Source organism: Stutzerimonas sp. FeSN7 (genome assembly GCF_030263795.1).
GTDB lineage: Bacteria > Pseudomonadota > Gammaproteobacteria > Pseudomonadales > Pseudomonadaceae > Stutzerimonas > Stutzerimonas stutzeri.
Genome location: NZ_JARPMN010000001.1, coordinates 2411971 through 2436788, shown reverse-complemented (window position 1 = coordinate 2436788; position 24818 = coordinate 2411971). Strand labels below are relative to the sequence as shown.

The 24818-nt window shown below is 64.7% G+C and carries 22 protein-coding genes and 1 tRNA gene; 9 read left to right on the top strand and 14 right to left on the bottom strand.

What is annotated here, in order from left to right; genetic code table 11:
- Positions 1-41: 41 nt before the first annotated feature.
- Together P5703_RS11475 and hemH are read left to right on the top strand one after the other, a co-directional pair.
- Complete coding sequence (locus P5703_RS11475; protein ID WP_045633202.1) at positions 42-944, top strand: TIGR01777 family oxidoreductase; 903 nt, start codon at positions 42-44, stop codon at positions 942-944.
- A 75-nt stretch (positions 945-1019) separates the two neighbouring features.
- Positions 1020-2045 (top strand): ferrochelatase, encoded by a 1026-nt coding sequence (gene hemH, locus P5703_RS11470; protein ID WP_011913112.1) that lies wholly within the window; start codon positions 1020-1022, stop codon positions 2043-2045.
- Between the two features lie 42 nt (positions 2046-2087).
- Here the strand turns inward: hemH and P5703_RS11465 are convergent, their stop codons facing one another.
- From P5703_RS11465 to folE, 7 genes are all read right to left on the bottom strand, one after another.
- Positions 2088-4748 (bottom strand): EAL domain-containing protein, encoded by a 2661-nt coding sequence (locus P5703_RS11465; protein WP_014596600.1) that lies wholly within the window; start codon positions 4746-4748, stop codon positions 2088-2090.
- Between the two features lie 176 nt (positions 4749-4924).
- The gene (locus P5703_RS11460; protein WP_011913114.1) at positions 4925-5365 is read right to left on the bottom strand and encodes a PAS sensor domain-containing protein; all 441 of its coding nucleotides are present in this window, start codon (positions 5363-5365) and stop codon (positions 4925-4927) included.
- Between the two features lie 84 nt (positions 5366-5449).
- A complete protein-coding gene (locus P5703_RS11455) occupies positions 5450-5968 on the bottom strand; it encodes a DUF3833 domain-containing protein (RefSeq protein ID WP_258188508.1) in 519 nt (172 codons plus the stop codon).
- A gap of 5 nt (positions 5969-5973) precedes the next feature.
- Positions 5974-7209 (bottom strand): MFS transporter, encoded by a 1236-nt coding sequence (locus P5703_RS11450; RefSeq protein WP_285586943.1) that lies wholly within the window; start codon positions 7207-7209, stop codon positions 5974-5976.
- Positions 7206-7727, bottom strand: coding sequence for a chalcone isomerase family protein (locus P5703_RS11445; protein WP_200631532.1), 522 nt, complete (start codon positions 7725-7727; stop codon positions 7206-7208). Before P5703_RS11445 ends, P5703_RS11450 begins: the two co-directional genes overlap by 4 nt.
- Positions 7728-7736: 9 nt before the next feature.
- On the bottom strand, positions 7737-8108 hold the full coding sequence (gene folX / locus P5703_RS11440; protein WP_011913118.1) for a dihydroneopterin triphosphate 2'-epimerase: 372 nt from the start codon (positions 8106-8108) through the stop codon (positions 7737-7739).
- Positions 8108-8665: a GTP cyclohydrolase I FolE gene (gene folE, locus P5703_RS11435; RefSeq protein ID WP_125842584.1), complete on the bottom strand. Its 558-nt coding sequence runs from the start codon at positions 8663-8665 to the stop codon at positions 8108-8110. Before folE ends, folX begins: the two co-directional genes overlap by 1 nt.
- 602 nt (positions 8666-9267) lie before the next feature.
- Here folE and P5703_RS11430 point away from each other — a divergent pair.
- The 5 genes from P5703_RS11430 to nahK all read left to right on the top strand — a co-directional run bounded on the left by P5703_RS11430 (position 9268) and on the right by nahK (position 18272).
- On the top strand, positions 9268-10215 hold the full coding sequence (locus tag P5703_RS11430) for a MerR family transcriptional regulator (RefSeq protein WP_049340138.1): 948 nt from the start codon (positions 9268-9270) through the stop codon (positions 10213-10215).
- Positions 10216-10249: 34 nt separating this feature from the next.
- Positions 10250-12781 (top strand): pyrroloquinoline quinone biosynthesis protein PqqF, encoded by a 2532-nt coding sequence (pqqF, locus tag P5703_RS11425; protein WP_285586934.1) that lies wholly within the window; start codon positions 10250-10252, stop codon positions 12779-12781.
- Between the two features lie 257 nt (positions 12782-13038).
- Positions 13039-14226, top strand: coding sequence for a porin (locus P5703_RS11420; protein WP_285586931.1), 1188 nt, complete (start codon positions 13039-13041; stop codon positions 14224-14226).
- Positions 14227-14539: 313 nt separating this feature from the next.
- A complete protein-coding gene (nosP, locus tag P5703_RS11415; protein WP_125853336.1) occupies positions 14540-15703 on the top strand; it encodes a nitric oxide-sensing protein NosP in 1164 nt (387 codons plus the stop codon).
- Complete coding sequence (nahK, locus tag P5703_RS11410; RefSeq protein WP_085987733.1) at positions 15633-18272, top strand: hybrid sensor histidine kinase/response regulator NahK/ErcS'; 2640 nt, start codon at positions 15633-15635, stop codon at positions 18270-18272. The genes nosP and nahK overlap by 71 nt, the downstream gene beginning before the upstream one ends.
- A gap of 30 nt (positions 18273-18302) precedes the next feature.
- Here nahK and P5703_RS11405 read toward each other — a convergent pair whose 3' ends face one another.
- The 6 genes from P5703_RS11405 to tusD all read right to left on the bottom strand — a co-directional run bounded on the left by P5703_RS11405 (position 18303) and on the right by tusD (position 21754).
- Complete coding sequence (locus P5703_RS11405; RefSeq protein WP_014596611.1) at positions 18303-19307, bottom strand: glutathione S-transferase family protein; 1005 nt, start codon at positions 19305-19307, stop codon at positions 18303-18305.
- Positions 19308-19391: 84 nt separating this feature from the next.
- The gene (locus P5703_RS11400; RefSeq protein WP_285586928.1) at positions 19392-20375 is read right to left on the bottom strand and encodes a glycosyl transferase family protein; all 984 of its coding nucleotides are present in this window, start codon (positions 20373-20375) and stop codon (positions 19392-19394) included.
- Positions 20372-20704 (bottom strand): TusE/DsrC/DsvC family sulfur relay protein, encoded by a 333-nt coding sequence (locus P5703_RS11395; protein ID WP_169917459.1) that lies wholly within the window; start codon positions 20702-20704, stop codon positions 20372-20374. Before P5703_RS11395 ends, P5703_RS11400 begins: the two co-directional genes overlap by 4 nt.
- A complete protein-coding gene (gene tusB, locus P5703_RS11390; RefSeq protein WP_169917458.1) occupies positions 20701-21003 on the bottom strand; it encodes a sulfurtransferase complex subunit TusB in 303 nt (100 codons plus the stop codon). The genes P5703_RS11395 and tusB overlap by 4 nt, the downstream gene beginning before the upstream one ends.
- Entirely contained in the window at positions 21003-21362 is a 360-nt protein-coding gene (tusC, locus tag P5703_RS11385; RefSeq protein WP_014596615.1) for a sulfurtransferase complex subunit TusC, read from the bottom strand. The genes tusB and tusC overlap by 1 nt, the downstream gene beginning before the upstream one ends.
- Positions 21362-21754, bottom strand: coding sequence for a sulfurtransferase complex subunit TusD (tusD, locus tag P5703_RS11380; RefSeq protein WP_125851409.1), 393 nt, complete (start codon positions 21752-21754; stop codon positions 21362-21364). Before tusD ends, tusC begins: the two co-directional genes overlap by 1 nt.
- A 228-nt stretch (positions 21755-21982) precedes the next feature.
- Between tusD and P5703_RS11375 the strand changes: the two genes are divergently transcribed.
- The gene (locus P5703_RS11375; RefSeq protein WP_019406271.1) at positions 21983-23251 is read left to right on the top strand and encodes an MFS transporter; all 1269 of its coding nucleotides are present in this window, start codon (positions 21983-21985) and stop codon (positions 23249-23251) included.
- Between the two features lie 99 nt (positions 23252-23350).
- Here the strand turns inward: P5703_RS11375 and P5703_RS11370 are convergent, their stop codons facing one another.
- Positions 23351-24019, bottom strand: coding sequence for a Bax inhibitor-1/YccA family protein (locus tag P5703_RS11370; protein WP_011913132.1), 669 nt, complete (start codon positions 24017-24019; stop codon positions 23351-23353).
- Between the two features lie 128 nt (positions 24020-24147).
- Between P5703_RS11370 and P5703_RS11365 the strand changes: the two genes are divergently transcribed.
- Positions 24148-24237 (top strand) — tRNA-Ser (locus P5703_RS11365).
- The last annotated feature ends 581 nt before the right edge of the window (positions 24238-24818 follow it).

The window sequence follows — 24818 nt, the reverse complement described above, 5'->3', positions numbered from 1 at the left end:
CGGGTCGACCAGCACAGCGCGCAGCGCAACAGGAGCTCACCATGAACATCTTGCTCACCGGCGGTACCGGGTTGATCGGGCGGGCGCTGTGTCGCCGCTGGCTGGCCGACGGGCATCGACTCTGGGTCTGGAGCCGCTCACCGCAGCGTGTGGCGCAGCTGTGCGGCGCCGAGGTAAAGGGCGTCGGCAGCCTGCAGCAGCTCGATGCGGTAGCGCTGGATGCCGTGGTGAACCTAGCCGGTGCGCCCATAGCCGACCGACCTTGGACCAAGGCACGCAAGAGCCTGCTCTGGGACAGCCGAGTGAGGCTGACCGAGGAGCTGGTGGAGTGGTTGGGCCGGCGCGAGCAGAAGCCGGCGCTGCTGATCTCTGGCTCGGCAGTCGGCTGGTACGGCGACGGCGGCGAGCACCGCCTGACCGAAGCTGATCAGCCGGTCACCGCCGACTTCGCCAGCCAGCTGTGCAACGCCTGGGAAGAGCGCGCCAGCGAGGCCGCGGTGTTGGGTATTCGCGTGGTGCTGATACGCACCGGGCTGGTGCTGGCGCGTGATGGCGGCTTCCTGCAGCGCTTGCTGCCACCGTTTCGCCTGGGGCTGGGTGGCCGGCTGGGCAATGGCCGGCAGTGGATGCCCTGGATTCATATCGAAGACCAAATCGGTCTGATTGATTTTCTTCTGCGGCAGCCGGCGGCCAGCGGCCCGTACAATGCCTGCGCACCGACGCCGGTACGCAACCTGGAGTTCACTCGCAGCCTTTCCCGCTGCCTGCATCGACCGGCGTTGCTGCCGGTTCCGGCAGCGCTGCTCAAACCTTTGCTCGGCGAACTTGCCGGGTTGCTGCTCGGTGGCCAGCACGCCCAGCCGCAGCGGTTGCAGGAGGAGGGCTACAGCTTTCGCTTCACCGATCTGGATTCGGCGCTGGCCGACTTATTGACGCACCCCTGAGCGGTGCACCCTGTGTGAAAATAGCGCGCCTGCCTGGAGCGAGGCGCCACCCTTTAACGTAGTCAGGAAGTTTGCATGACAGAGCAGGCGTTGTTGTTGGTCAATCTGGGTTCGCCAGCCTCCACGGAAGTCGCCGATGTGCGCCGCTACCTCAACCAGTTCCTGATGGACCCGTACGTGGTCGATCTGCCGTGGCCGCTGCGCCGCCTGCTGGTCTCGATGATCCTGATCAAGCGGCCCGAGCAGTCCGCACATGCCTATGCCTCGATCTGGTGGCCGGAAGGGTCGCCGCTGGTGGTGCTCAGCCGCCGACTCCAGGAGGCGGTGAAACCGCATTGGACAAAGGGCCCGGTGGAACTGGCGATGCGCTATGGCGAGCCGTCGATCGAAGGGGCGCTGAAGCGCCTGGCCGGACAGGGCATCACCCAGGTGGCCCTCGCACCGCTCTATCCGCAGTTTGCCGACAGCACCACGACGACCGTCATCCAGGAAGCGCGCCGGGTCATCCGCGAGCACGGGCTGGATCTCAAGCTGTCGATCCTGCAGCCCTTCTACGATCAGCCGGAATACCTCGACGCGCTGGTGGCCAGCGCCATGCCGCACCTGCAGCAGGGCTTCGATCATCTGCTGCTGAGCTTCCATGGGCTGCCGGAGCGGCACCTGCACAAGTCCGATCCTACCGGTGCGCATTGCCTGAAGGGTGACGACTGCTGCCAGCGTGCCGAAGGTGCCGTGCTCGCCACTTGCTACCGCGCCCAGTGCATCCGCACTGCCGAGGGCTTCGCTACGCGTGCCGGGCTGCGCAGGGATCAGTGGTCGGTGTCGTTCCAGTCGCGACTGGGGCGTGCCAAGTGGATCGAACCCTACACCGAGACGCGCCTGGACGAACTGGCCGAGCAGGGCGTGAAGAAGCTGCTGGTGATGTGCCCGGCGTTCGTCTCCGACTGTATCGAGACGCTGGAGGAGATCGGTGATCGCGGACGCGAGCAGTTCATCGAGGCGGGTGGCCAGGAGCTGGTGTTGGTGCCGTGCCTGAATACCCACGAGGATTGGGTGCAGGCGCTGGTCCAGCTCTGCAGCCGAGCGCCGCAGGCGCTGTAAGCCTCGCCTGCGGTGACGTCGCCACGGGCGACGCCCTGGCCGTCATGCGCGGCCGTGGGCGACGCCGTGCGCTGTGGCTGAAACCATCTCCTCCAGTTCCATCGCCGGCATCGGCTTGCCGAACAGATAGCCCTGGAACCGATGGCAGCCATTGCCGAGCAGCACGCTTCGTTGGGCTTCGCTCTCGACGCCTTCTGCAATCACCTCCAGCCCGAGTCCACTGGCCAGCGCACAGATGGCCCGCACGATGGTCAGGCTGCTGGCGTCGTCCGGCAGACGGCGGATGAAGGTCTGGTCGATCTTCAGCTCGTCCAGCGGTAGCTGCTGCAGGTAGCTCATGGACGAATAGCCGGTACCGAAGTCATCGATGGAGAAACGGATGCCGTGCTGCTTCAGGCGCGTCATGCGGGCGATGGCTTCGGGCATGTTGTCCAGCAGCAGGGTTTCGGTCAGCTCCAGCTTGAGCCTGGCCGGATTGGCGCCGCTGCGCTCCAGCAGGTCGAGCAGTTTCTCGACGAAATGATCCTGATACAACAGATGAGCGCTGAGGTTGACCGAGAGCGTCAGGTCGGCGAATGCCGGTGTCGCCGCCCAGCGCGCCAGCTGGCCGCAGGCCTGCTGCAGCACCTGCAGGTCGAGGGCATGGATCAATCCGGCGTGTTCCGCCTGGGCGATGAAGGCGGCCGGGCTCAGCAGCCCGCGTTGCGGATGCTGCCAGCGCACCAGGGCTTCGGCCCCGATGACCCCTGCGTTCTGTTCCAGCTGCGGCTGGAAGCTGAGCACGAACTCGCCGTTCTTCAGGCCTTGGCGAATCTCCGCTTCCAGGCGCAGACGTTCCTGTACCGCCAGTTGCATGCGCGGGTCGAAGAAGCGCAGGGCGTTCTTGCCGGAAATCTTGGCCTCGTACATAGACATGTCGGCGCGCTTCATCAGCTCGTCGCTGCTGCAGGCCTCGCCGCCGAACAGCACCACGCCGATGCTGGCGCTGCTGTACAGGCCGAGTTCGTTGAGGCGGTACGAACGATCCAGCGAGTTCAGCAGCTTCATGCCGATGTGTTCGGCCTGGGCCGCGGCGCGTAGTGGGTCGTCGCCGAGGTTCTCCAGCATCACCACGAATTCGTCACCGCCGAGGCGCGCGACCGTGTCGCTGGCGCGCACCTCGGCATGCAGTCGCTCGGCGGCGACGCGCAGGACCTGGTCGCCGGTTTGGTGGCCATGCAGATCGTTGATGTTCTTGAAGTTGTCCAGATCGATGAACATCAGCGCGCCCAACTGGTTGCTGCGCCGGCTGGCGGCCATGGCCTGGTGCAGGCGATCGAGCAGCAGCCGGCGATTGGGCAGACCGGTCAAAGGATCGTAGAAGGCCAGGTTGTGGATCCGCTCCTCGGCCGCCTTGCGATCGGTGATGTCGGTAAAGGCGGCGACATAATGGGTGACCTCGCCGTGGACGTTGCGTACGGCACTGATGGTCAGCCACTCGGGAAATATCTCGCCGCTCTTGCGCCGGTTCCAGATCTCGCCTTCCCACACGCCGGTGGCTTCGATGCTCGACCACATGGAACGGTAGAAGTCCGGCCCGTGTCTCCCGGACGCGAGCAGGGCGGTGGTCTGGCCGATGGCTTCGGCGGCACTGTACCCACTGATGCGGCTGAAGGCGCCGTTGACGCGCAGGATGCGGTTCTGCGCGTCGGTGATAAGCATGCCTTGCTGGGATTCGAAGGCGATGGCCGCGATGCGGCGCTCCAGTTCGGTATTGACGCGATCGGTGATGTCGCGGCTCAGCCAGACCACGGCGCGCTTCTGCCCCGGAGGCTGTTCCAGAGGCAGCGCACGGCCTTCGAAGACCTTCGGGCCGCCGAGCGTCGGCAGGCTGTATTCGATCAGCTGCGGTGAGTCGCTGTTGAGGGTCTGCTGGATGAAACCGAGAAATCGCCGCTCCTCGGCCTCGGGCATGACGTCATGCAGGCGGCGGCCGAGCAGCTTGGACGGCTCGTCGTACAGCAGGCTGCGCTCGGCGCAGAGGATTTCCAGGTAGCGGCCGTCCTCGTCGAGCACCAAGAGCAGGTCGGGAATGGCCTGGGTGATGGCGCGCAACCGTGCTTCGCTGAAGCGCAGCGCCTGTTCGATCCGATCCCGCTCCAGCAGATCGTTGAGCAGCACGCCGAGGGTGGCAGTGGCCAGAGGAAGGATCAGCAGCGTCGGCAAGGCGATCTCCCGCACCGCCTCCGCGCCCAGCGGGCTTGGCAACAACAGGGCGATCAAGCCGAGCACGCCCAGGTGCAGAAGCACGCCGAACCCGAGCAGCTGCCAGAAGGCGATGCCGATCAGCCGCCTGCGCGAAGCGCAGCGGTAGGCCAGGCCGAGCGCGATGGGCAACAGTACATTGGCCAGCCCCGGTACCACGCCGGGCCCGCCCATCCACAGGCGAAACCCACCCGCCAGTACGCCCGCTATGCCCGCCACCAGTGGTCCGCCGAACAGCCCGGCCATGCTCAGTACCGCGGTACGTGCATCGAGGATGATGCCGGTCTGGCCGATGCTGGTGTTGAGCATGCCGAAAATGCAGGCGCTGCCGAACCAGAGGCCGGCGAGCAGTTTCGCGGTGCGTTGTCCGCTGCGGTTCCAGCTGCGGGTGGTAAAGGCCAGCAGCCAGCACAACGCGAGCAGCATGACCGCGTTTTCTACGACGGCATCGAGGGTCAAGACAGCATCCTAGGGCAAGAATGCCCACTGCAGGATTGTGGAAAATAGCAAATCGCCATTATTCCACGTCGAATGCGCTCGGCGGAACGAAACTTAGGTAGGGGTTCGCGGGAGGAAGTGCATGGCTGGCAGGCGGACCTCGTTCCGGCCCGCCGTCTGGTAGCGTGACTGGGCTTTCAGCGCTCCGCAAGCTTCGCCTTGAGTTCGCGGATTTCCGCTTCCAGCGCTTCGACTCGCTGCAAGGCGTCGACCTCGGCGGTGACGTTCTTCTGGATACCGATGAAGTAGGTCAGCTGGTCCGCTTCGTTGAATACCGGGGTGATGGACAGTTCGTTCCAGAACGGCGTGCCGTCCTTGCGATAGTTGCGGATGATCTGCCGGCAGGGCTTGTTGTTCTTCACCGCATCGCGGATGGCCTGGAGGCCTGGCTGGTCGCGGTCCTCACCCTGCAGAAAACGGCAGTCGCGATAGAGGATGTCGTCAACCGCGTAACCGGTCAGCCGCTCGAATGCCGGGTTGGCGTAGATCAGAATGTTGTCGTCGCCTTCCTGCTCGGCGACCACGATTCCGTCGTTGGAAGCTTCGATAACCAGTTGCAACAGCTTGGCATTGATCATGTCACGACATCCTGAAAGGGCATGCCGCGCATTCTAGAACAACTTGCCCCGATCGGTGCCTGGCCATGATGGTCATCGCACAGCTCAATCGGCTCGTTTGCGGAAGAAGAGGGTGACCTGTCCCAGTTCGATGCCGAGCTTGCTCATGAAAGAGCGGTTCGCCAGGGTCTGTTCGTCGATGAGGTACATCCAGTCGTCGAAGTCGACACGGTAGACCTCGTCATCCACCGGCAGGCTGAGCACATAGCGCCAGCGCAGCGCATTGCCGGACACTTCGCCGCGCGCCTCGCCGATCACGTCGGCGGCAGTACCGCGCCAGCGACCCGGTGTGTCTTCGGTCAGCGTCCAGACCCGTCGCTGGGTGGTTCCGTCGCTGTAGCGGAAGTGCTCGTCCAGGATCAGCTTGTCGCCATCGAGGCTGCCGTCGATTTCCACCCGAAAGCGCTTCACCACTTCGCCGGAGCGCTTCTGGAACATGCCCCAGGCGTCGACCTCGCCAACGAAATAGTCCCGCAGGTCCAGACGGGGTTCCTCATTGCGGTAATGCTCGACATCGACTGCAGTGCAGCTCATCAGCAGCAGGCATAGCGCCAGGGTCATCATTTTCTTCACGGCGCGGGTTCTCCGCTTGGCGTGGATGTGAGCAGCCGCGCCGCCAGCAGTTTCAGCAAGCAGGGCAGGCCGGCATAGATCAGCGCGAGGTTCCAGCCGGCGGGTGTGCCGGGCTGGTAGCCGGTGAGCGCCAGCAGCGGCAAGGCCAGGCCGGCGATGGCCAGGGCCAGCTTGGCAAGCAGGCTCCACAGGCCGAAGTAGCCGGCGGTGGCGTCGCGTTCGGCTGCCGGGATGACGTCCGCCAGCAGCGCCGGCGGCAGTGCGAGGTCTGCGCCCAGAGCAAGCCCCGAAAGCACGCATACCGCGGCATAGGCCCACGCCGAACCGGGGGCCAGCAGCAGGGCCCAGACGAAGGCGGCACAAGCGCTGAGCATACCGATCCGCCAGCTGCGGCGCTTGCCGAGCCGGTCCGCCAGCCGTGTCCAGAGCGTCAGGCCGGCCGCCCCGCTCAGGAAGTAGAGCGCCAGAAACAAGCCGGTCAGCTGCGCCAGCTGCAGGCGATCGGCGATGAAGAACAGGGCCAGTGTGGCTGGAATCGCCACCGCCACGGCGTTGATGAAGAAGATTCCCGCCAGCCGGCGGAATGCGCCATTGCGCAGTGGCTGGCGCCAGCTGGCGGGCACGCGTTGTGCGCTGCGCCGTGGCTGCGGCGCAGCGCACAGCAGGATGACCATCGCGGCGCAGAGCAGCACGGCGAAGGTGGCGGCAAAGACACTCAGCGCTGCAGCCATGCCGTACCGTGTCGCCAGTGCACTGGGCAGGACGCTGGCGAGGACAACACCGAGCAAACCGGCACCTTCGCGCCAAGCCGCCACCCGGGTGCGTACATCAAGCTGATCGGAGAGCCGCGCGCCCCAGGCCAGGTAGGTGATGTTGAGCAGGCTGTGCAGGGTGTAGGCGAGGGCCAGCGATGCCCCCAGCCAGACTGCGAGGGCGAGGCTGTCGAGGGCAGGGGGCACCAGCAGCGCCGCCATCGCCAGGCTCAGAAGGAGGGCGGAGCTCGCCAGCAGACGCGTCCAGCCGCGCGGCGAGCGACGGTCTATCAGCCGGCCGAGCCAGGGGTCCTGCACGGTGTCCAGCAGGCGCGCCAGGAACAGCACGCTGCCGGTCAGGGCCAGACCGAGGCCGAGGTCGGCAGCATAGAAGTTCGGTACCAGCACATAGATCGGCAGCATGGCCATTGCCAGCGGCAGGCCGAGCACGCCGTAGGCGGCAAGGGCGGATTGCTTCATCGCTCACCCAGCAGACTGCGTCGCAGGCCTGGGTCGCGGCTGCGCGGGTCGAACCAGATGGCGAAGAAGGCCTCGGCAAACTGCGGGTCGGTCACCTCGTGGTGCAGCCGCTCGTTGACATAGAAGCGGCAGCCGCGTTCAGGCAGGTACACGCCGGTGATGCGCTCGCCGGGCCGAACATCGACGAAGGCCTGCTGCATGTGCTCACGCCAGCGTGCCGGCACAGATGCATCGAGGTCCGGACCGGAGAGTCGCTTCATCTCGTCGAGGCTGGTGCGCACGAAGTCGCCGCGACTGATGGAGCGGTGATAGGTCAGCTCCAGCGCGAAGGGCGTCCGGGCCTGCAGCGGCGTCGTCGGGCTCCACAATCGGGCGTCATAGATGCGAAAGCCGAATATCCGCAGCGTGCCCTCGCCAACCAGGCGCGCGTCCGGCATGGCCTCGCGCCAGCTGCCGCTGGCGAGGCCCGGCAGCAGGCAAAGCAGGCTGACCAGCGCGACGACACCCCGAGCGTTCATGGAGTCGCCTCAACGCTGGCCCGCAAGCGTGATGGACACCGAGTCGGCGAAGCGCAATGCGTGAGGCTTGTCGACCTCCACTTCGGCGTAGCACACCGCCGGATGGGCCATGACCAGATCGAGCAGTTCCTGGGTCAGGCGCTCGAGCAGGGCGAAGCGATTCTGCTCGACGTGGCGGATGATCGCCTTGGTGATGGTGCGGTAGTTGAGGGCCTGCTCGATGTCGTTGTCGCGAACCGCGTCGAGCGCCGGGTAGAGGATGAGCAGATTGATCAGCACATCCTGGCGGTTGAGAATTTCGTCCTCATTGATGCCGATGTAGGTGCGCAGGCGCAGGTCCTTCACGCGGATGCGCGCCATCCCAGGTTCCAGGCGCGGCATCACTGGCCCCTGCCGATCAGCTGGAGAAACTCCATGCGCGTGTTGCAAGAGTTGCGGAAGGCACCGAGCATCACCGACGTGTTCATCACCGAGTTCTGCTTCTCCACGCCGCGCATCATCATGCACATGTGCTTGGCCTCGATGACCACCGCGACTCCGGCGGCGCCGGTCACTTCCTGGATCGCTTCGGCGATCTGACGGGTGAGGTTTTCCTGGATCTGCAGGCGCCGCGCATACATGTCGACGATGCGCGCCACCTTGGACAGACCCAGCACACGCCCGGTGGGGATGTAGGCGACATGCGCCTTGCCGATGAAGGGCAGCAGGTGGTGTTCGCACAGCGAGTACAGCTCGATGTCCTTGACGATCACCATTTCATCGTTGTCGGAGGCGAACAGGGCGCCGTTGACGATTTCCTCCAGGCAGCGCTGGTAACCGCCGCACAGGTACTGCATGGCCTTGGCGGCGCGCGTTGGCGTATCCCGCAGCCCCTCGCGCTCGGGGTCTTCGCCGAGGCCGGTGAGTATGTCGCGATAGTGACCGGGCAGATCGTTCATGGTGGAGTCCCTTTCAGAAAGGAAGTGAGCGGTCCTGTGCCCCAGTCCCGCAGCAAAAAACTATACGATGTACACAATATGTACAAGTATATGTACAGCTTTTTGCCCGCTGCAACTGCAATGATTCGTCATCACGCTGCTTCGAGTGCAAAACGGCAATCACTCGCCAGCGCTACGGTTGGCGGGCTCGTTGCGTTGGCGGCAGGCCGGGGGAGGTGCCAGTGGGAGCGGTCTGGTCCGCGAACGCCACTTCGGGATACTCGTTAGGGACGAGACCTGATGCTTCGGGTAGCCATCGCCGCTCAGCGCTCGTCCCTGGCCCTCGCTCTGGGCTTGGACGACGGAGCAGCACATCTTTCCGCACAACGCTGTGCGCCGTCTGGGTGAGGCAGCCAGTTCAAATGCGGGCGCAGCAGACGGATCGGCTTGCCGTTCCAGCCAGCGCACCTCGCGCGCGCAGAGCGGGCAGGAGCGGTCCACATAGAGCGTCAGCGGCAGGTCCGGCGTCATTTCATCGCATCTCGCATTTGTACAACGTTTGTAGAGGGTATGCGGCGAAACGCTGGGTTACAATCTCGGCATTTCCATCAGCGAGCCGCCCCATGACCGAGCCTTCCGGCGCTTCGACCCTCGCCTCGAATGCCTTCGAGCAGCAGGAGCTGTTTCCCATCCGCGAAGTTTCCCGCCTGACCGGTGTCAACCCGGTCACCCTGCGTGCGTGGGAGCGCCGTTACGGCCTGATCCGGCCGACGCGCACGGACAGCGGGCACCGCCTGTACTCCATGGCCGACGTTGAGGCTGTTCGCAGCATCCTCGCCTGGACTGAACGTGGCGTCGCGGTCAGCAAGGTCGGCAGCATTCTGGCCCGCAGCGCGGCTACCCGCGAGGCGGAGAAGCCGACGGTCACCGCTACCGGCGAATGGAGCGAATGGCAGGCGCAGCTTCGCGACGCGGTGCGCAGCTTCGACGAGGTGCGCCTGGAGCAGCTCTACGGGCAGGTGTTTTCCACCTATCCGCTGGCCGTGGTGTTCCAGGACGTGCTGCTACCGGTCTGGCAGGCGTTGTTGCTGCGCCAGGACGAATTCGGTGGAAGCAGCGAGTGGTTGTTCCTCGACGCTTTCCTGCGCGCGCGGGCGCTGCAGCGCTTGCAACTGGCCCGTGTGCCGGGCGCCGAGCGTGTCCTGCTCAGCGCGCTGCCGGGGCAGTGCCGTGAACTGGAATTGCTGGTGGCCGGCCTCTTGCTCAGTGGTGACAGCCTGGCCGTCACGGTATTGCCGCTCGGTCAGCCACTCGAGGAGCTGGCGCTGGTGTGCGACAAGATGCGTCCTCAGGGGCTGGTGATGTTCTCCAACGTACCGCCGAACGAGGTTCAGCTGCGCCAGTTGAACAAGCTGTCGCTGAGCCTGGATTGCCCATTGGCGCTGGCCGGCGAGGCCGCCGAGCTCGGGCGCGAGGCCCTTGCGGGCTCGCCGATCGCCTGCCTCGGCAGTTCCGGCAAGCTGATGCAACGCCGCCTGCGGCAGTTTCTCGCCGGCCAGCTGGACACCTGAGCGAATCGCTGCGCGGCGTAAAGGAGTGCCAGCCATGAAACCCAGCGTTCCATCTGCCGTGCCGCCATCGCGCCATCGATTGCCCGGCGGCATGCGGCTGGGCTTCATCGCGTTGCCGCCTGGCAGCCAGGCCGCGGCGCTGGTGCGTGTGCATGCCGGTGCGCATGATGCTCCGCTCGATTATCCCGGCCTGGCGCACTTTCTCGAACACCTACTGTTTCTTGGCAGTCACGCCTATCCCCAGGCGCAGTCGCTGATGCCCTTCGTGCAGGGCTGTGGCGGTCAGCTCAACGCGTCGACCCGCGAACGCCACACTGATTTTTTCTTCCAGGTACCGAGCGACGCGTTCGACGATGCGCTCAAGCGTCTGCTCGACATGCTGGCCCGACCACTGCTCGACCCAGCGGCGCAATTGCGCGAGCGGGAAGTGCTGCAGGCAGAATTCCTGGCGCGCGGCCGCGACCGCGAAACCCTCTGCGATGCTGCCATCGGTACAGCGCTTGGTGAAGCGCATCCGTTCGCGGCGTTTCACGCCGGCAACCGCGAGACGCTGCCGGTGGAAGACGAGGCATTTCAGCGGGCGCTGCACGGCTATCACCGGCGTTTCTACCAGACGGGCCAGCTCGAACTGCTGATCGCGGCGCCCTTTGCCCTTCAGCAGGTTCTGCAGACGCTCGATTGCCCGGAATGTCAGTTGCCGGGCGGTGAGCCCGTCACTCGTTCGATCCCACCGCTGCGAATGGCCGAAGGTCCCGCGTTGCGCCTGCAGGTCGCCGGCGCGCGGCCCTGTCTGAATCTGACATTTGCCCTGGATGGTCTGCCGGGCGAAGCCGCAGTAGCGCTCGATCTGCTCGGAGCATGGCTGGCTTCCCAGGCGCCGGACAGTCTGCTGGCGCGGCTGCGCGAGCCGGACTGGTGCGATCGGGTCACATTGCGCGTGCCGTACTGGCATCGCGGACAGGGTGTGGCGGTCGTCGAGCTGCAGCTGACCGACCAGGGCATCGCCGCGCGTACCCAGGTCGTCGCCGCCGTGCAGCAGTGGCTGCGCTTCATGACATCCGAGGCTGCGTGGGCGGCTGTCTGGGACGAATACGTGCAGATCCGCCAGCGCGGGCTATTGGGCCGCGAGCCGCTTTCCCTGCTGCGCTACTGGGTGGACCCGGCGGCCTGGACGCCGACCCTCGACGCGCAACGCGTGCGCCAAGGGCTCGAGGCGCTGGGCGAGCAGCTGCACCGCAATCAGCCGCTGATCCTAACTGTCGATGACGAGGACGGAGACCTGTCTGAGCCTATCGAGCCGTCGCCGCAGGGTTTCGCTTTGCGGCTGTCCATGGAACGCTTGGTGGTGCATGCAGCACCGGATTGGCAGTGGCGCCTGCCTTCACATAATCGCTGGTTGAGCGAACGGCTGCCGCCTCGCCGGGTGACTGCGGAGAAAGCCGGGCTGCGCTGGCTTGCACATGGCGACGGCGAGGCCTCCGGAGGGCTGGGCGCGCTCTACCTGCGCTGGCGTTTCGCTGCGCAGCAGCCGGTACCGGGACTCTGGTACGTGCTCCAGGCTGCCCTGCAGCCTTATACCCTGGCGGCCGAGCAGGCCGGCGTCGAGCTGCGCTTCGAGAACTACGGACGCAGCTGGTGCCTCGCACTGTTCGGTTATGCCGAAGCGCTTCCCGTGATTCTGCGCGACCTGGTGGGGATCCTGGAGCAGCCGCCGGCGGCCGTGTTCGACCAGGGCCGCCGTTTGCAGGCCGACGCCGTGCGGCCCGGTGCGGACGAAATCCTCATTCGCCAGCTACTACGTCGCTTGCCCGTTCTGCTCGAGCCACCGGTGGCCGATGGGGGCGGGGAGCTGGATCAGTCGGCCCTCGCGCAGGCATGGCATCTGTCACAGTGGGACGCACTGGCAGTCGGGTTGCCGATGCACCTGAGCGGCCCGCTGCATGATGTGCTGGATGAGCTGCCCGGCGTTGCCACGCCGCTCGTGCAGCGAGATGAGGCCAGTCCCGCTCGCTATCGCTGGTGCCGCTTCGGCGACCCCGGAACGGAGACTGCACTGGTGCTGTTCTGCCCGCTGCCGTCTCGCACCCCTGCGGTCGAAGCCGCCTGGCGCCAGCTGGCGCGGCTCATGGAGGGCGCGTTCTTCCGCCGCCTGCGCAGCGAATTGCAGCTCGGTTATGCGGTGTTCTGCGGCTTCCGCCAGTTCGGCGGGCAGGGCGGGCTGGTCTTTGCGGTGCAATCACCCAGCGCGACGGCCGGCGAGCTCCTCCGCCATATCGAAGCCTTCCTCGAATCCTTTGCCGGTCAGCTGGACGACCAGCCCACCCGCGCTTCCCAAGCCAGCGGTGCGCCGCCAGGTGGCAGCGATATACGCCGTCATGCCGAGGCCAACTGGCAGGCGCTACTGGCAGGCTGCGATGCCGGCCATCCGGTTGCGGTCGCCGCGGCGATGGCGCAACTCGACTCCGAGGCGCTACGCCTGCAACTGCGGGCCCTAAGGGCGGCCGATGGCGGCTGGATCGTGGTCGCCAATGCCGACGCTGCGGATACGCGCTGGCACAGCCGCTGACCTCGTAACCGTCGCCCACTCCTTTCCGCTGCATTAACCCCAGTCATCGCAGGCGCGACGGCTGGGCTGTGCGCTGCTTTGGGTGTACGACCTAAGCCTGGTCGATCAGCCGCAGGGAGGAGATGCTTTGCGGGCAAGACGGTCTGCGTGCCGAAAGTAGTAGCGTTTCGCCGCTATCGCAGCGTATGTGCGCCAGGAGGGCCTTTCGATAATCGCTCCCGACACGACTGCGAGTCGTCAATACAGCGGAGAGCGCCATGCACAACAACAAGAAAGCCTTATCAACCCTGCTGCCACTGGCCCTGGCCAGTGCTGTTGCCATGACCGTGAGCCAGTCGGCCATGGCTGAGATCGTGCTCTATGACGAGAACGACACCACTTTCTCCACCGATGGTTATTTCAACACCTTCTACGTTCACAGCGACGTGGAGCGGGACGGCGAGCAGTTCGATCGCAAGCAGTCCCGGGTGAAGATGGGCTTCCTGCCCAACTGGATCGGCTTCAACTTCGGCAAGCAGGTCGGCGACCTCAAGCTGGGCGGCCGCTCCTCGTTCTGGGTCACCATCAACGATAGCGATACCAACGGTACCGAAACCGGCATCGACGTACGTCAGTTCTACGCCACCGCGGCCAACGAGCAATGGGGTGAAGTGCTGTTCGGTAAGGACTTCGGTCTGTTCGGTCGTTCCAACATCCTGCTCGACGAGATGCTCAGCGGCTACGGCCAGGTCAGCGACACCCTGGGGCTGGTCGATGGCGGCGGCGTCTCCTTCGGCAACATCGGTACCGGCTACCCGTACCCGTTCCCGACTTCGCAGATCACCTACCGCTCGCCGAAGATGAATGGTCTGCGTATCGCCGCGGGCATCATGGACCCTGTGGACACCACCGAGGACACCGATTCCGATCTGGACAAGGCCTACCAGGAAGCGCCACGTTTCGAAGCCGAGGTGACCTACGAGTTCGAACTGGGCGGTACCCAGTTCTACACCTGGATCAACGGCATGCAGCAGAGCTCGGACAACACCGACAGCAGCATCGACAAGGTTGACTCCAAGGGCCTGGGTTACGGTGTGCAGGCCAAGATGGGCAACCTGTCGCTGACCGCTTCGGGCTTCCAGGCCGAGGGCATCAACCCGTTCTTCACCAACAATGCCGGCGAGGCGCTGCTGCGTGAAGTGGACAGCGACGGCTACCTGCTGCAGGGCTCCTATCGTTTCGGCAAGAACCGCGTGGCGCTGTCCTACGGCAAGACCAAGGACGACGGCAACGGTCTGGGCAGTGCAGCCGACTACGAAACCCGCGGCATCGCGCTGTTCCACAGCATCAACGACAACCTGACCCTGGTCGCCGAGCTGAATCAGTTCGAGATCGAAGGGCGCGACACTGCAGCGCTGGATGAAGAAACCCGTACCTTCGCAGTGGGTGCGGCACTCAGCTTCTAAGCCGAATACAGGGCGCGGATGGCAGCCGAACCGTAGGTCGCGCCATCCGTTGCGATGCAGTGGTGCGTACGTCGAGCGTCCCCACGCCCTGAACACAGCGCTCTGCGCTGTAACCGCAAAGGCCGGCTCCCTCAGGGGCCGGCCTTTTCGCCATCAGCGCCGCCGGCGTCGGTTCCGCACGCTAGGCAGCGCCTGCGTTGTTTCGTCGCGATGCTACCTAGGCAGGCCTTTTCCGGTACTCAAGTAGCATTTTCGTGCCATATGCCCTGCCCAAGAATGGGGTCATCCGATTCAGGCTGTGCGGGGTGCGTGCGTGACCGAACATCAAGGCGAAGTGATCCGCACGGCGATGTCCGATGCACGGCTGGCCGAAACGGTGGCCCAGGATCTGGCCCGACAGCTGATGCATCCGCATCTGGGCTTCGTGCTGTTCTTCTGCTCGGCCGAATACGACCTGCCCGCGCTGGGTGATGCGCTGCGCCAGTACTTCGGCGGCGTGCGCCTGGTGGGCTGCACCTCGGCTGGCGAGATCACGTCCCAGGGTTACGGACGCAGTTGCGTGACGGCGGTCGGCTTCGACCACCGCAGTTTTTCCATCGCCTGCGAGCTGATCGACGAGATGGACCGCTTCAGCCTGATCGAAGCGCAGCAGCTGGTCGAGCGCCTGGGCAGTGACTGTCGCAGCAACTCGCTGGCGCCGATCAAGGATCACAGCTTCGCGCTGACACTGCTCGACGGCTTATCCAGCCGCGAGGAGCTGGTGCTGTCGGCCCTCAGCGCCGCCTTCGGCAGCATCCCGCACTTCGGCGGGTCGGCCGGTGACGACAATCATCTGAGCGACACCTACGTCTATTACGACGGCCGCTTCTACAGCGGCGCGGCAATCGTGGTGCTGATCAACACCTGGCTGGATTTCGAGGTGTTCACCACTCATCACATCCTGCCGCGCGAGGAGAAGCTGGTGGTAACCCGCGCCGACAGTACCAGCCGTCGGGTCTACGAACTGAACGCCGAGCCGGCCGCCGAGGAGTATGCGCGGCTGGTCGGTGTGCCTGTCAGTGACCTCGACCATCGACTGTTCGCCGCCCACCCGCTGGCGGTGCGTATCAACGAACACTACTACGTGCGCTCGATCCAGAAGGTCAACGACGACCTAAGCCTGACCTTCTATTGCGCGGTGGAGAACGGCATCGTCCTCACCGCCATGCAGCCCGGTCCCTTGATGCCCAACCTGGAGGCGCTGTTCCAGCGACTGGAGCAGCGCCTCGGCCCGCCGCTGCTGACCATCGGCTGCGATTGCTTCCTGCGCCGGCTGGAAATCGAGGCCGATGGCAGCAGCGAGCAGACATCGGCCTTTCTCCGACGCCAGCAGGTGATCGGCTTCAACACCTACGGAGAGCAGTTCAATGGCATGCACATCAACCAGACCTTCACCGGTGTCGCCATTGGCCGACCGGGAGGACGGGCGAGTCGCTGAGCTGCTGGCGCGGCAGGCCGAACTCGAACGGGAGAACCACAAGCTCAAGCGCATCAATGCGGCATTGATCGAGCGCGTGGAATCCAGCGGTGCCGGCCGCGATGCCTCCTACGCGGCCTTCCAGCACTCGGTGGAACTGGCCGAGCAGGTGCGCGAGCGCACCGATGCCCTGAATCAGGCGATGGCTGAACTCAAGGGCAGCAACCAGCTGCTCAGCGATGCGCGCTTGCGCGCGGAAACCGCTCACCAGCATCTGGTGGACGCCATCGAGAGCATCTCCGATGCCTTCGTGCTGTTCGACCGCGATCAGCGCATCGTGCTGTTCAACCGCCGCTTCAAATCGCTTTGGACACGCACCCGCGCGCGCATCAATGCCGGCACGCGCCTGGCCGAGGTGCGGCGCATGGCCGAAAGCACCGGCCTCATCGTGGAGGAGCACCGTGGCAAGGGCGACGAACCCACGGTATACCGGCTGAACAACGGTCGCTGGGTGCAGGTCAGCGAGCGGCCGACCCGCGAAGGCGGGCTGGTGATTCTCTACACCGATATCACCGAGGTGAAGGTCAGCGAGACCATGCGCCGCGAGCAAGCGCTGGCGCAGAAGTCGCGGCTGCTGCAGCGGGCGGTGGACAACCTGTCCCAGGGCGTGGCGATGGTCAGCGCCGAAGGCGCGCTGGAGCTGTGGAACCGACGCTTCCTCGAGCTCTGCGGGCTGGCGCCTATCGAGGCGCATCGACCGTTCGAGGAAGTCATGGCCGACAGCGAGCTGACCCTGCTCACGCCCAACAGCCGTGACGCCCGCGGCCGGCCGATTCGCGAACTGGAACAGCGTCTGTTCGACGGTCGGGTACTGGAGATTCGTACGCACCCACTGCCCACCGGCGGTTTCGTCAATACCTTTACCGATATCACCGAGCGCTACCGTCATGCCGAGGCGCTGCGCGAGAGCGAGCGCTGGATCCGCCTGATCACCGACCATGTGCCGGCGCTGATCGCCTACGTGTCGGCCGATCTCACCTACGAGTTCACCAACAAGGTCTACGAGGAGTGGTACCGCTGGCCCAGCGACGGCATGCTCGGCCAGTCCCTGCGCGAGGTGCACAGCGGCGAGCACTGGCGGCAACTGGAGCCCTATATCGATCGCGCGCTGTCCGGCGAAAGCGTCAGCTTCGAGATGGCCGAGCGCAACCATGCCGGCCAGCAGCGCTACATGCTGCGATCCTATGTGCCGAACCGGCAGGCCAACGGCGAAGTAGCCGGTATCTTCGTGCTGATCCAGGACATCACCGACCGCCGGCGCACCGCCGAGGCGCTGCATCAGGCCTACCAGAACCTCGAACAGCGGGTTCGCGAGCGCACCGCCGAACTCACCAGCCTCAACGACCAGCTATTGCGCGAGATCGACGAACGCAGCCATGCCGAGGCGCGGTTGCGCGAAGCCAAGCGCGAAGCTGAATTGGCCAACCTGTCGAAGACCAAGTTCCTCGCGGCGGTCAGCCACGACCTGCTGCAGCCGCTCAATGCCGCGCGGCTGTTCACCAGCGCTCTGCTGGAGCAGCCCGGCGCGTCCAGCGGCGGGCTGATCCGCAGTATCAGCAATTCACTGGAGGACGTGGAGAACCTGCTCGGCACACTGGTCGATATTTCCAAGCTGGATGCCGGCGTGATCAAACCGGATATTGCGCCGTTCGCCGTCAGCGAGCTGCTTGAAAATCTCGCCATGGAGTTTCGCCAGATTGCCGGTGCCGAACAGTTGCAGCTGGACTTCATTCCTTGCTCGGCGCTCGTGCGCAGCGATATCCAGTTGCTGGCGCGCATCCTGCGTAACCTGCTGACCAACGCCATTCGCTACACGCCCAAGGGACGCGTGCTTCTGGGCTGCCGCCGGCGTCGGCAGAGCCTGTCCATCGAGGTCTGGGATACCGGCGTGGGCATCCCCGCGGACAAGCTCGAGGAAATCTTTCAGGAGTTCAAGCGCGGCGAGGGCGTGCGACCGAATCAGGATCGCGGCCTCGGTCTGGGTCTGGCCATCGTCGACAAGATCGCCCGCATGCTCGGCCATCGCATCCGGGTCAGCTCGCATCCGGGTCGCGGTTCCTGCTTCGCCATCGACGTGCCGCTGGCCAAACGCGCGCCCAAGGCGCGGCCGGAGCCGAGCACCACCGAACTGGTCCTGCAGCGACTACAGGGCGCTCGGGTGTGGGTGCTGGACAACGACACGGCGATCTGCGCCGGCATGCGTACGTTGCTCGAAGGCTGGGGCTGCAAGGTGATCACGGCACTGTCCGAAGAAGACCTGGCGCGGCAGGTGGACAACTTCCACGCCGAGGCCGATCTGATGATCGCCGACTACCACCTGGACAACGGCCACACCGGCATCGATGTGGTGGCCACCGTCAATGCGCGGCGCGCCAGCCCGCTCCCGGCCTTGATGATCACCGCCAACTACAGCAACGAGCTCAAGCAGCAGGTCCGTGAGCTCGGCCATATGCTGATGCACAAGCCGGTGCGGCCGATGAAACTGAAGACTGCCATGTGCCATATGCTCGAGCACGGCAGCGCGGGCTAGAGGCCTGCGCTGCCTTCGCGGCTGGAGTGGTCAGCGCTGCGGCCGCGTCCAGATTCCACGCCCCGGCAGCCGCTCGCGGTCATGCGTGCGCTCCAGGCCCAGCGCGGGGCCCTTGGGGACGATTCCAGTGCCGTTGATCTGCCGATGGCTGGCGTAGTAGTGGTGCTTGATGTGGGTGAAGTCCACGGTCTCGGCGATTCCCGGCCACTGGTACAGCTCGCGCAGCCAGTTCGACAGGTTCGGATAGTCCTCGATGCGGCGCAGGTTGCACTTGAAATGCCCGTGATACACCGCATCGAAGCGAATGGCAGTGGTGAACAGGCGCCAATCGGCCTCGGTCAGGTACTCGCCGGTCAGGTAGCGCTGCTTGCCCAGTCGCCGCTCCACCCAGTCGAGTTCGCGAAACAGCTCGTCGAAGGCTTCCTCGTAGGCGTCCTGGGTGGTGGCGAACCCGGCGCGGTAGACCCCGTTGTTGATCGCCGGATAGATCCGTGCGTTGAGCGCATCGATCTCGCCGCGTAGCGGCTCCGGATAGAAATCCAGCCGCGAGCCGGTGATGCCATCGAAGGCGGTATTGAGGATGCGGATGATCTCGGCGGACTCGTTGTTGACGATGCACTGGCGCTCGCGGTCCCACAGCACCGGCACGGTGACGCGGCCGGAATAGTCCGAATCGTCGCGGGTGTAGCGCTGGTGCAGAAATTCCAGATCGTCCAGCGCGTCGCCGCTGGAGCCGGTGGCCTTGTCGAAGGTCCAGCCGTTCTCGGCCATCAGCCAGCTGACCACCGAAACGTCGATGAGCGATTCCAGCTCCTTGAGCTTGCGGTAGATCAGCGTGCGGTGAGCCCAGGGGCAGGCAAGTGACACGTATAGGTGATAACGACCGGCTTCGGCCGGATAGCCGGTCTTGCCCTTGGGGCCCGGTGAACCGTCCGGCGTGATCCAGTCATGGCGCTTGGATTGTTCGCGCTCGAATCTTCCGTCGCGGTTTGCATACCAGCGGTCATGCCACTGGCCATCGATCAGTAATCCCATGATGCCCTCCTGTTACGGAATAGGAGGGCAGTCTAGGAAGCATCGTTCGATCGATGTGACCGAACGGCCGCTTAATCCTATCGCTTAAATCGATGAGTGGCGGCTCTGCCAGTAGTCACGCGCCTGCTCGAAAGCCGCGTCCCGCGGGGCGCCAAGGCCGCGCAGGGCCAGGGCCATGGTGGCGATCACGGCGAGTTCGCCGTAGGCATCTTCTTCCCGACCTTCCCAGACCGCCAGCAGATGCCGAGGGTCCAGCTGGGCCGGTTTCACATGGCGGCGCTCGGACAATGCCGGCCATTCTTCATCCCAGGGCAGCCCGCCAGTGGTGCCGTAGAGGTGGGAAATATTGTCCGGATTCATCTCGACCTCGCCGCCTTCGCCCTTGATGACGATGGCGTGGTCGCCGAGCAGGGTGCTGGCCTGGCGATGGGTGTCCTGATAGCCGGGATGGAAGATGCTCTGCAGCCCGCAACGCGCACCCAGCGGGTTGAGCAGGCGCGCCAGCGAGTGGATTGGCGAGCGCAGGCCGAGCAGGTTGCGCATGTCGATCATGCGTTGCAGCACCGGCATCCAGGCACCCAGTGGAATGAAGGCAAGGCGGTTCTCATCCAGCGCAGCACCGACCTCGGCCCAGTCGTCGCAGCGGCGGATACCGAGCAGTTGCAGCTGCTGTTCGGTATAGATGCGCCCGGCGGTGTGGGCGCCGCCGCCGTGCATGACAATGCGCACGCCGTTTGCTGCCAGGCACCTGGCTGCGAGCAGGTACCAGGGCAGGTGGCGTTTCTTGCCAGCGTAGCTTGGCCAGTCCAGGTCGACAGCCGTCTTCGGCGCTTGCACCCGCTCGCGTACCGCTTCGGCGAATCCGGCCAGCTCTTCGGCGCTTTCTTCCTTGTGCCGCAACAGCATGAGGAAGGCGCCGAGCTGGGCCTCCTCGACCTTGCCGTCGAGCAGCATGCCCATGGCTTCGCGGGCTTCTTCACGCGTCAGGTCGCGGGCGCCACGTTTGCCCTTGCCGAGGATGCGCACATACACGGCGAAGGGGTGTTCGGCAGGAGTCTCGAGGATCATAGGCAATTGCTCGGTTTCGGCAGCCCCGCCAGCTTGGCGGCCAGTTTGGCTGGGGTGCCCTTGAACAGACGGTTGAGGTGCAGGCTGTGGCCTTTTTCCGCGCCGAGTTTGAGCGCGGCATACTTGATCAGCGGTCGCGTCGCCGGGGAGAGCTGGAACTCGGCATAGAAGGCGCGCAGCAGATGAATGATCTCCCAGTGCTCGGCTTCGAGGGCCAGCTCCTCCCGCGCCGCCAGGGCCTCGGCCACGGCTTCGCTCCAGTCCGCCAGATCGACGAGAAAACCGTCCTGGTCCAGCGCGATCTCGCGCCCTTCGACGATCAGGCTCATAGCCAGCTGTTGACCCGCGGATAGCGACAGGTCAGCTCGACGAAGCCGGGATAGTCCAGCAGCTGGACGCGCGGCGGCACGACGGTGATCGAGCGTGCCTGAACGTCCTCTTGCAGGGCGAACAGCGCGACCTGCTCGGGAAGCTGGTGCAGCGCCAGGCACGGTTGGCTGCCGGGCTGTAGCGCGTAGGTGGTGTCACCGGTCAACAGCAGGGCGTCGGCGTCGCCCAGCAGCTGCAGGCAACTGGCGAAGCGGCTGTCGCTGAACGGCGAATGAGAAAGCAGGTGCAGAGTAGCCATCAGAGGGTGATCACGTGGTCGTAGCGGTTGATCAGGGCGCGCAGGTCTGCATCGTCGAGGACCTCGACCGGCAGCGCCAGCGTCGATTCTGCGAGCTGGCGCTCGCTGAGGCTGCGTCGCGCAGCGAACAGGGCATCGATACCGAACAGCGGCAGTGCCTGCAGATTCGCGGTCAGATCCTTCTGTTCGACGGATGCCGCCAGCTGCGCGGGGGCGAGCTGGAATACGCCATCGTCGAGAAACAGCAGCCCCAGCGGTAGCTCGAAGGCGCCGCCAGCCAGCACGATGTCCAGCGCTTCGCGGGCGGATGGGCCGGACCAGGGCGCCTGGCGGCTGATGATGAGCAGGGAGCGCGCCATCAGTGACCTCCGAAGCAGACGAGGCGATCGGCTTGCTGTGCCGCCTCGTGCAGTTGGCCCAGCCCGGACAGCTCCCAGCCGGCGGCGAGGTTTGCCGCGGGTCGCCGATAGCGCTGCGCTTCGCCGGCATCCAGCACACCGCGACGCAAGCCGGCCGCGATGCAGACCACGCCATCCAGTTGGTTGGCGGTGACGAAGCGGCTCCATTGCGCCGCGACATCCAGTTCGTCCTGGGCCGCGACGATGTTCGCCGAGGCGCTGTGTACGCCGTCCTGGTAGAAAAACAGGCGACTGATCTCGTGGCCGCCAGCCAGCGTGGCTTCGGCGAAGCGCAGCGCGCGACGCGTGGCCGGTGAGTGGGGCGGGGCGAACAGGGCGATTACGAATTTCATCGGGGCACCATTGCGAAACAGCCGACATGATACGCCAGCCGGGCGTATGAAGAATCCGTCGTCGGCCATTCCGGTGCTCGTCCGTCGACGACGGTGCCGCGAGAATGCCCGAGTCTGCGAGCGGGCGGGGAGGGGCGGTCGGGCGGGCCAGCATTGCTCGGGTCTTCGCCCCTCCGGTAGATTGGCCGGCTTTCTGCCCGGTACCGGGCCTGGCTGTCTGGATATCCCATGTCTGTTGCCGACGCTTCCGCTTTGCCTGATTCCGTCTACCGTCAGCCTGGCTTTGTGCCATTTCTGATCAGTCGCGTGCTGGCCATGTTCGCCGTGCAGATCCTCGCCGTCGTGGTGGCCTGGCAGGTGTACGACATGACTCGCGATCCGCTGTCGCTGGCCTATGTCGGCCTGGCGCAGTTCGTCCCGATGTTCCTGCTGCTGATGCCTGCCGGCGACCTGATCGATCGCTACGATCGCAAGCGCATCCTCGCCCTGAGCTGGGCGCTCGAGGCAATCTGCGCGGCGGCTCTGCTGTGGCTCTCGCTGAGCGGCGGGGCGGTGCTCAGCTTCTATATCGTGTTGGTGTTCTACGGCTGTGCCCGTGCTTTCACCGGACCGGCGTTGTCCAGCCTGTTGCCGCAGATCGTGCCGCGCGAGCGCCTGGCTGCAGCCATCGCCGCCAACAGCATGATCGTGCGCGGCTCCACTATCGCCGGCCCGGTGTTCGGCGGAGGCCTCTACGCAATGGGTGGCGGTGGGCTGACCTATGCGGCTTGCCTGCTGTTCTTCCTCGCGGCAATCGTGCTGTTGCAACGGGTACCGGTGCGCTACGGCGAGGCCATGCGGGCGCTGGAGGCTACCGCATGGCAGCGCTTCACCGCAGGCATCCGCTTCATTCGCTCGCGGCCGATCATCCTCGGCACCATCTCGCTGGACCTGTTTGCCGTGCTGCTCGGCGGCGTGGTCGCGCTGTTGCCGATCTACGCCCAGGAGGTGCTGGAAGTCGGCCCGACCGGCCTTGGTGCACTGCGCAGCGCCATGGCGTTGGGCGAGGTGATGGTGGGCTTCTACCTGAGCACGCGGCCGTTCAACCGCCATGTCGGCATGACCATGTTCATTGCCGTGGCGGTGTTCGGTCTCGCCAACATGGTCTTCGCGCTGTCCAGCCTGTTCTGGCTGTCGTTCGCCGCGTTGTTCGTCGCCGGAGGTGCGGACATGGTGAGCATGTACATCCGCTCGTCGCTGATCCAGTTCTCCACGCCTGACGCCATGCGTGGACGCGTCAATGCCGTGAACATGCTGTTCATCGGTTCGTCCAACGAGCTCGGTGAGTTCCGCGCCGGCACCAGTGCCGCCTGGCTCGGTGCGGTACCGGCGGCACTGCTGGGCAGCTTCTGCACGCTGGCGGTGACCGGCGGCTGGATGCTCGGCTTCAGAAGCCTGCGACAGGTAGACCGCTTCGAGGATGCCTCGCCCGAGGCTCAGGCCTCGCGCGCCGGCTGAAACGCGACGGATTGACCGCCCAAACGAAAACACCCTGCGAAAGCGTTGCCTTCGCAGGGTGTCGGATTGCTCGCCGAGGCGGGCAGGTTCAGCGCTGAATCAGTCGTCGCCGCCGAAGATGCCCAGCAGCTGCAGGAGGCTGATGAACAGGTTGTACAGCGAAACGAACAGGCCGATGGTGGCCATGATGTAGTTGCGCTCGCCACCATGGATGATCGCGCTGGTCTGGAACAGGATGCAGGCCGAGGAGAACAGCACGAAACCTGCGCTGATCGCCAGCTGCAGCCCGGTGATCTGGAAGAAGAAGCCCGCCAGCATCGCACCGATCAGCACGAAGAAACCGGCAGTGATGAAGCCGCTGAGAAAGCTCATGTCCTTGCGGGTGATCAGCACGTAGGCCGACAGCCCGAAGAACACCAGTGCGGTCATCGACAGCGCCGAGCTGATCAGCTCACCACCGTTGGCCAACCCCAGGTACATGTTGAGGATCGGGCCGAGCGTATAGCCCATGAAGCCGGTCAGGGCGAAGGTGGACACCAGGCCCCATACCGAGTTGCGCAGTTTGGCGGTAAGGAAGAACAGGCCGTAGAAGCCGATCAGCACCACGAAGATATTCGGGTAGGCGGCGTTGGCCTGCATGGACAGGTATGCCACCAGGCCGCTGAACGCGAGCGTCATGGCCAGCAGCCCGTAGGTGTTGCGCAGGACCTTGCTGACCTCACGCTGTTCGACCTGCGTGTGGCTAAGCGCGTATTCGTGTTCGTGCATGGCGACACTCCTTGGATGAAATCAAGCCTGGGACGATTTGTCCCGGATCATAACAGAGGCAGTCCAGCTGCCTAGCATCAGTGTTTGACAGTGTATTTCTATCCGGTACTATTGCGCCCGCTTTATCCGGAAGTGTGGCCGAGTGGTTGAAGGCAGCGGTCTTGAAAACCGCCGAAGGGGAGACCCTTCCCAGAGTTCGAATCTCTGCGCTTCCGCCATCTGAAAACCTGAAGGCCCCGTATTCCGGGGCCTTCAGCGTTTCTGGGGTCCGGAAAACTGAGGGGAAATGGTCCCAGTTTGGTCCCATCACTTAAATGCGCGCGGCAAGGCGAGACGCCCGCCAACGCACATCGCCGCGTTTTATCTTGACCCATCGAAAACGGGTAATTTTGGTAATTTCCTTTTGAGGGGCGCCGGAAAGCCTTTTCTGTCAGTCACTTAGGATTGGTTCTTAAAGGTAATTTTTTGGTAATTCAGAGGTAATGAACTTACCTAATCAGATGGTCATGTTGCAGAAAACTCCAGTCCTTTAAAATCAAGCACTTATAGAAAAATTACCTTTTGCCTTACCCGAAATTACCTTTGAAGGTAAGCGGGCGAGCCCAGCAAATACGGGCCCTAAAGCCGCATTCTTGAAGCGCCTGACCAAAATTACCCATTTCCGAATTCTCCTCTGAAATCGGTGGGTTCTGTTAGCCCCGTAGACGCTGCAGGAAGAGGCTTGGCGCGCAGGGATTCGCAGGGTTGCCGGTCGCCTGAAACGCCTCTCCAGCGCGCAGCCTGTGCCGCTCTCGGCCAT